Genomic DNA, 5,471 nt, shown 5'->3' on the forward strand with positions numbered 1-5,471 from the left:
AATCTCGTTATGACTGAGGGAAGACCGGGGGGCAGGTCAGCTTGACGGGAAAACCCCCCGATCAGGCCTACTTCAACCAGCCGACACCCGAAGCAGCGGCGTAAGCAAGGCGGAAAACCACTTAGAAAACGCCCGGAACCTGTTCAGATCAACCGAACCACCTCTGTTGGCCGATCGGGGCTATGACGCCGACTGGTATCGTGAAGCCTTGCAGGACAAGGGCATCAAGCCCTGCATCCTTGGCCAGAAGTCCCGAGGCAAGCCCCTCAAATACGATAAGCGCCGCTACAAGCGGCGCAACCGCATCGAGATCATGTTTGGCAAGTTCAACGACTGGCGCCGCGTTGCGACCCGCTACGACAGGTGCCCGACGGTCTTTCTGTCCGCTCTCGCTCTCGCCGCAACTGTCATCCTCTGGCTTTGAAAACTAATGAGTCTGGAGCCTAGCTTACGCAGGGTTTTCATTAGAACTATCCCTTTCTTTAGACTTACCTTCTTCTATAATTGCATCTTTTATTATTAGTGAAAGATCATCGGAAACCATATGTGGATTTTTTTTACCTGCTATTTTTTTGAACCTAGAAATCGTGCTGTGTTTTTCCGATAATCTAGCAACTAATTCTCTTGAAAAGACCGATGCAGGTTTACTCCCTTCTAAAACGCTATCTAATCGGCTTAGTAGGTTGTCAATCATATCTCCTTTCTCCGGCGAGAACCCCATAACTCCTTCATACATATGACCGCCCCGGGAGAATTTGAGACGAGGTGGCCATGGAACTTTCGGATGATATACACGTCGTTCAGTCTCACTTAGTTTTACAAGTGCTGAAATGGAAGACCCCAAAGCTGCGATTGCACGTTCTTCGCTATTACGCCCAACATCAACAAATGTGTCGCAAACCGATGATAACCACCTTATATTTAGACTATTTGCTAATTCAGATCCGTATTGAGTTACAATTTTAAAAAATAACTCCAATCCTATTTTGTTTTGAGGATCTCTCCGAAGTACTACTATTACACAAGCTAAAAGGTGATTCAGGCGGGGTTGGCCAGAAAATTCTGGCTCTAATGACCTAAAATGATCGATAATATTTTTGTTGCGTCCAGGCCAACTACTATTCTTCTCCGTTTCTACAAAGATATTATGAAAAATTTTTAAATTTACATTGGCTTTTGGGAGGGACTCAGACAGCGTCAACTCATCTGTTCCAGAGCATTCAAAATAGTAGCGCCATGCCGCTACACACGGGTCTCTATCTATTCCTACAAACATATTTGATGTATTTGCTCTATGGTGTGCATTGTAGTTCGAAAGTAGAACAGGCGGCTCATATCCAAGAACTTCATAGTCTGACTGATATATACCCATAAAGCGGGCCATGTCTCTATTGCTGAAATCGTCAATTTTTAAAGACTGGGGATGATTCTTAGTCCGCCTTATCCATTCAATTTCTGGATTGACGCCCAATCTTCTTGCAACCTCAAAGAAATCATCTTGAATTCTTTCATATTCCAATATTCTATTTGCGTGGGACAAGCAGAAAAATGGTTCGGTTTGAGGCCATAGGTGATGCTTTAGATTGCCTTCAAGGTTACGATTCTTCCGATTATATTCTACTTTAGAATTTTCCATAATATCAAGAGCAGCGCTTATAGTAATATTTGGTAATGACGGGCTGTTATAATCTTTTATTACCTCAGTGCTGTCCAGCACTCCAAATTTAAACATATTTACTGCTGACAAAAATCTATCAAGTGGATTGCGCACCACGCAGAATGTATACTCAACATGCCACGTACTAGGAATGAACCCGAGAGCCGATTTTGCTGTACCCAATTGAGCCAATGCCCTCCTAATTGAGGATCCGCCTGCTTTTTTAATATGTATAAATACAGTTCTACTATTTTTGTAATAAAAATTCATACTCTTGATACCGCTGTATTCAGCATTATTTTAACGCCTGGTATCTCTTGCAAGACATCTAAATCGTAGAGATAAGTTTCAAGAAGGACCTTCGTTGCCTCAAGGTCCGCACTATTTTCTTCAGGCTCAGCAAATCTTTCCAGTTTCGCCAAATCGCGTATAATTTCGCATTCATCTTCGTTGAACTTAAGCCCCGTAACCCCTTCAACAAAAGCTATTGATTGAGATATTTTATCTTCTATCGGCCACAAAATTAGCGGTTGTTCTGGAAATATTTTTTTTATGTTATTGACAGCGTTGATCCAAGAAAATGCATCGGGGTTATCTGCAATAATGCGAGCGCCTTCTTTATTAACGAGTTTACTGACTGGTGCATATGCAAGCTGAGGAGCAATAACCATATGTACTGCAACTGGTGCTCCAACAAACAGGTCTGCTATATCTAGAATATTTTTTGAAATTTTTGGGTTTCGCTTAAACAAAAAAGTATCGCCACTGTCTCTTGTTAGTAAGCCATGCGCAGAGATAATGACGCGCATACTATCGGAGGCTATGTCAAAACTTTTCATTTTCTCAGGGAGCGTCAGTTCTGACCCAGTTAACTGTGTTAAACTTCTAAATGACTGAGTATGCATTTTTTTGATGTTGTATTCTTCAAAAATCTTTTGAAACGCTAAGAATGTTTTGTCTAATAAATTTGGATAGAGGTGTGACGCTCCAAGATGCAACTGATAGCCTAAGGGAGGGAAATTCGTAACTGTCATCTTATTAATTCTTAGCTTCTCTTCTGTTTTTTCGGTATGCGAAGATAGAGGTGTGTCGGTTTCATGTTTTCCATTCACAACCTGACCCTTGGAGTGCTTCAGAGTCGATTCATGCTTTTTGCTGTGCCTACTGGTTAGTGTCAGGACTCGTTCTTGATCACAGTCATAATAGGACAGTTGCTGCCAATACGATAGCGGAGAGATATGTCTCCGGGCACCTGTCGAAACGAGTAGCGACACGTCTCCAGTTTTTCAGGCGACCGAGGCCTTGTTGCACAAAGAGGTGAAGGATTCCTCTCGTGAATTCAATGTAGTAATCGGAAGGCATGAGCAAATCATCCGAAGATGACCTACAAGACCACCAACTGGAAAAGTTACAATCAGGCGCTGAGGCAGCGCGGAGCACTGACCGTTTGGTTCGATCACTCGATGCAGTGGGAAGCCATTCCGTCGGGTCGTCGCGGCCGTCAGCAAGCCTATAGCGACGCTGCGATTCAGGCCTGCCTCACTCTCAAGACCCTCCTCGGGCTGCCGCTTCGCCAAGCGACCGGTTTCGTGGCGAGCCTGCTCGAACTGTCCGGGCTCGGCTGGTTCGTACCGGATTTCAGCACTGTGTCACGCCGCCAGAAGACCTTGAACGTGACGATCCCGTATCGCGGCTCCAAGGGGCCGCTGCACTTGCTCATAGACAGCACCGGCATCAAGGTGGAAGGCGAAGGCGAGTGGCACACGCGCAAGCATGGCGGCCCGAAACGAAGGGTCTGGCGCAAGATCCACTTGGGGATCGACGAGGAAACGCTGGAAATCCGGGCGGTTGAGGTCACCTCCAGCAATGTCGGCGACGCGCCGATGCTCCCAGACCTGCTTGCCCAGATCCCGCTGGATCAGGAGATCGCCACCATTACAGCCGACGGTGCCTATGACACACGGGCCTGCAACGACGCCATCGCCGGGCGCGGTGTGGCAGCAATTATTCCGCCCCGCCGCAACGCCAGGCCATGGAAGCCGGAGAGCGCCGGAGCCCGGGCACGAAACGAGATATTGCGGACGTCAAAGCATCTTGGCCGGGCGCTGTGGCGGAACTGGAGCGGCTACCACCGACGTAGCAGGGTGGAGACAAAAATGAACTTCGTAAAGCTGCTCGGACAAAGGCTGATGTCCCGCGACTTCGACCGCCAGGTTGCCGAAGTTCAGATCCGTGCGGCAGTCATGAACCGCTTCACGGCCCTCGGCATCCCGGTCACCGTAGCCTTGGGATAAGTCTGTCCGGGGAAAGGGGAACTGCGGTCATCAGTTGATTTGTGCAACAGCGCTATTCTGCGGACAACGGCTCGTGCGCGAAAACGCTTGACTAAGACGACCCCGTTACCGAAGTCCTGACCCTCGCAAGCACATGATATCGATTATATAATTTTGGATCAGCCTCTAAAATATGCTGCGGTGCAGAAAAATATTCGAATTTCTCACAAACCGTGCTATCTTCTATTGGAATAATCGATCAATTTTCAGGTCTGAAGGAGTTATAAAATGCCTAATATTTACGTATGGTCTTCTGCTGATTTTGGAGCGGCCGCACCTACAGGATCAGGTACCTATACATTGTCGTCTGCTGGAGATGTTGCCGAGTTCAGTGATGACGATCTAATTTTCAACGATATTAATAGCGCTATCTCAGGAAGTACTGAAGTCGAATTTGGTGACGAACAAATTTTGACATCTGATTTCATGATTGATGGCGTGACTGTCGGATCTATCGGTGACAGCATTTACAATGCTGGTGAAGCTGATGTGACGAATGACACCACGGGCGAAACAGGCCGTTTCTTATATATTACGATTAATGGTGGAACGATTACCGAATTTGTTGGCTATGCGTCTACCGTTCCAATTAATATTGGAGATAATTTTACTCTTTCTAATTTTACTGCAGCTGCCGACGAGGCATATACCAACATTGTTCCCTGTTTTACTGCTGGGACGATGATTTCTACGCCAGACGGCGATATGGAAATACAGAACTTAAAGGCTGGGGACATGGTTCTAACAGCCAATCGTGGACCGCAGAAAATTCTTTGGATGGGATCGCGTAAGCTTTCAGGCCATGATCTTAAGCTAAACTCAAATTTACGTCCTATCTGTGTTGCAGCAGGGGCCTTGGGTGCGAATATTCCATCCGCTGATCTTATTGTATCACCCCAGCATCGCATTCTTGTTCGGTCTAAGATTGCACAAAAAATGTTTGGAACCGACGAGGTTTTGGTGGCGGCAAAACAACTTTGTCAGCTCGATGGCATCAATATTATTGAGGATGCGACAAACGTCGAATACTTTCACTTCATGTTTGAACAACACGAAGTGGTCATAGCGAATGGCGCCGAAACGGAATCCCTCTTTACTGGCCCAGAAGCGCTAAAAAGTGTTGGACCGGCTGCCCGCAAGGAAATTCTGTCGATTTTTCCTGAGTTAAAAAACGAGACGTTTGAACCTGTGGCGGCCCGTTTTATTACAAGCGGACGCTTAGGTCGAAAACTGGCAGTTCGTCATCAACAAAACGAAAAAGCGCTGGTTATATAATTTAAGAAAATACTAGCTTCAGAGGCCGGATTATATTCGGCCTTCTTTATAAGTCGTCTTATGCGGCAGAGCTGGGCGAGGCGCGAGGATCAGCCGGGAGAGGTGGTCGCAGGAATTCGGACCAGTTGCTAAGCTTTAGCGATTGACGAAGGACTGACCTGAGATGACGAAACGAAAGCGCTATTCTGCGTAGTTCAAGGCGAAGG

Annotated in this window: 5 protein-coding genes and 1 pseudogene; 3 read left to right on the forward strand and 3 right to left on the reverse strand. The window is 46.6% G+C overall.

Annotated features, from left to right (window positions below):
- Nucleotides 1-139: 139 nt before the first annotated feature.
- Nucleotides 140-424 (forward strand): transposase, encoded by a 285-nt coding sequence (locus DWB67_RS15775; protein WP_370453602.1) that lies wholly within the window; start codon nt 140-142, stop codon nt 422-424.
- Between the two features lie 24 nt (nt 425-448).
- On the opposite strand, the gene DWB67_RS15780 is transcribed toward DWB67_RS15775, so the two are convergent.
- From DWB67_RS15780 to DWB67_RS15790, 3 genes and pseudogenes are all read right to left on the reverse strand, one after another.
- Nucleotides 449-1,927 carry a sulfotransferase family 2 domain-containing protein gene (locus DWB67_RS15780; RefSeq protein ID WP_119808537.1) on the reverse strand — a complete coding sequence of 493 codons (1,479 nt, stop codon included), beginning with the start codon at nt 1,925-1,927 and terminating at the stop codon, nt 449-451.
- On the reverse strand, nt 1,924-2,769 hold the full coding sequence (locus tag DWB67_RS15785) for a hypothetical protein (protein ID WP_147385952.1): 846 nt from the start codon (nt 2,767-2,769) through the stop codon (nt 1,924-1,926). The genes DWB67_RS15780 and DWB67_RS15785 overlap by 4 nt, the downstream gene beginning before the upstream one ends.
- A gap of 85 nt (nt 2,770-2,854) precedes the next feature.
- Nucleotides 2,855-2,953 (reverse strand): annotated as a pseudogene (locus tag DWB67_RS15790) (IS5/IS1182 family transposase); the annotation flags it as partial.
- A gap of 83 nt (nt 2,954-3,036) precedes the next feature.
- Between DWB67_RS15790 and DWB67_RS15795 the strand changes: the two are divergent.
- Entirely contained in the window at nt 3,037-3,951 is a 915-nt protein-coding gene (locus tag DWB67_RS15795) for an IS5 family transposase (RefSeq protein ID WP_119808539.1), read from the forward strand.
- A gap of 267 nt (nt 3,952-4,218) precedes the next feature.
- Nucleotides 4,219-5,265, forward strand: coding sequence for a Hint domain-containing protein (locus DWB67_RS15800; protein ID WP_255418715.1), 1,047 nt, complete (start codon nt 4,219-4,221; stop codon nt 5,263-5,265).
- Nucleotides 5,266-5,471: the final 206 nt, after the last annotated feature.

Source organism: Paracoccus sp. JM45 (assembly GCF_003590715.1).
In the GTDB taxonomy this organism is placed as follows: Bacteria; Pseudomonadota; Alphaproteobacteria; order Rhodobacterales; family Rhodobacteraceae; genus Paracoccus.

What these genes read in the sequence shown, in the direction of transcription:
- DWB67_RS15795 (WP_119808539.1), top strand. Translation starts at nt 3,037, where the DNA reads ATGACCTACAAGACCACCAACTGGAAAAGTTACAATCAGGCGCTGAGG.
- DWB67_RS15780 (WP_119808537.1), bottom strand. Translation starts at nt 1,927, where the DNA reads ATGAATTTTTATTACAAAAATAGTAGAACTGTATTTATACATATTAAA.
- DWB67_RS15800 (WP_255418715.1), top strand. Translation starts at nt 4,219, where the DNA reads ATGCCTAATATTTACGTATGGTCTTCTGCTGATTTTGGAGCGGCCGCA.